General features: G+C 61.2%; 1 protein-coding gene. It reads right to left on the reverse strand.

The window, feature by feature from the left end; translation table 11 throughout:
* Nucleotides 1-37: 37 nt before the first annotated feature.
* Complete coding sequence (locus tag N799_RS14025) at nt 38-1,078, reverse strand: DNA-binding protein (protein ID WP_036213964.1); 1,041 nt, start codon at nt 1,076-1,078, stop codon at nt 38-40.
* Nucleotides 1,079-1,197 lie beyond the last annotated feature (119 nt).

The raw sequence follows: 1,197 nt of genomic DNA on the forward strand, positions 1-1,197 counted from the left end.
TCGGCAGGGATTCGTGTAAAAAACAGCCGTTCCTAGCTTAAGCCGCTGTTCCTTCGGCTGTTTTTGTGGCTTCAGGCGCTGCCGATGTTCGGATTTGAGCCAGCGCGTCCTCGAGCCCCTGCAGGCGACCTTGTGTACGCATGAGGTCGGATTCTGCTTGGGTGCGACGTTCCCGTTCCTTCGAGACGACGGCAAGCGCGTCGGCCAAATCAATACGCAAGGCGCCCAGCACTTTGGTGTCCTCAGCCCACCGCGCCTGCACGACTTGGTGCTCCGCCGCGGTTAGCCTCAAGGCGTCTAGTTCCTGCTGCTGCCCCTCATGCTGGGCTCGCGCCGCACGCAAGTCCTGCTCGAGGCGCACCTGCAGTTCCAGCATGCGGCCATTGTCGCGATTGAGTTGCAGCAGTTCATGGTTCTTGCCAGTCAAGGCGTCGTTGGCCTGGCGCAGTGCGACCTGCAGCTCCTGCACCTGGTGTTCGTGCCGGCGCTGCTCCTGGTCGCGTTGCTCTTTGATCGAGGTCCGGTAGTGCTCCAGCGCCTCGCGCGCGTGCTGGTGCTTCTCTTCCAAAGACTTGGAATGGGCGTCGTGTTCGGCCAGACGCATGGTGAGGCCGGCAATGCGCTCTTCAAGTTGCGCGATTTCGGTTGTTCGCTCGGTCAGGGCTTGCGTCGTGGCGGCGTGGGCAGATTGTTCGACCTGCAAGGCAGTTTCTGTACGTTGCAACTGGGCGCTCAGCGCCGCCGCTTCCTGTCGAAGGCGTTCCAGCGCCTGGTCGCGCTCCTGCAGTTGTGCCGCGAAACGTTGCTGTGTCTCGGAGACCACGGCCTCGGCCTCCTCATGCAGGCGCCCAGCGAGCCGGCCGACCAGGTCCTGCAGCGCCTCGCTAACCGCAACCTTGGCACCCAAGCCTTGCCCCTCCTCTTCCTCCAGTTCCTTGAGGTAGCGGTGGATGGTGGTCTTGGAGCCGGTGTTTCCCAGCGCCACCCGCACGGCGTCCACCGAGGGGTGCTTACCTTGTGCCCGCAAAGTGTCACGGGCCTTCTGGATGTCGCTCTTGTACAGGCCGCCGCGTGCCATCACCCTCTCCGTATTATTTCATAATGCGTTACATACCACGTAATTACATACTACTCAATAGCTAGAAGATGGCGGCTAAGTGGCCAAATATCAGGCGGGATAATGGTGAATTATCCCGC

Origin of the sequence: Lysobacter arseniciresistens ZS79 (assembly GCF_000768335.1) — a bacterium.
Classification (GTDB): domain Bacteria; phylum Pseudomonadota; class Gammaproteobacteria; order Xanthomonadales; family Xanthomonadaceae; genus Novilysobacter; species Novilysobacter arseniciresistens.

Coding starts and splice junctions, on each gene's coding strand:
- N799_RS14025 (WP_036213964.1), bottom strand. CDS start 1,078: ATGGCACGCGGCGGCCTGTACAAGAGCGACATCCAGAAGGCCCGTGAC.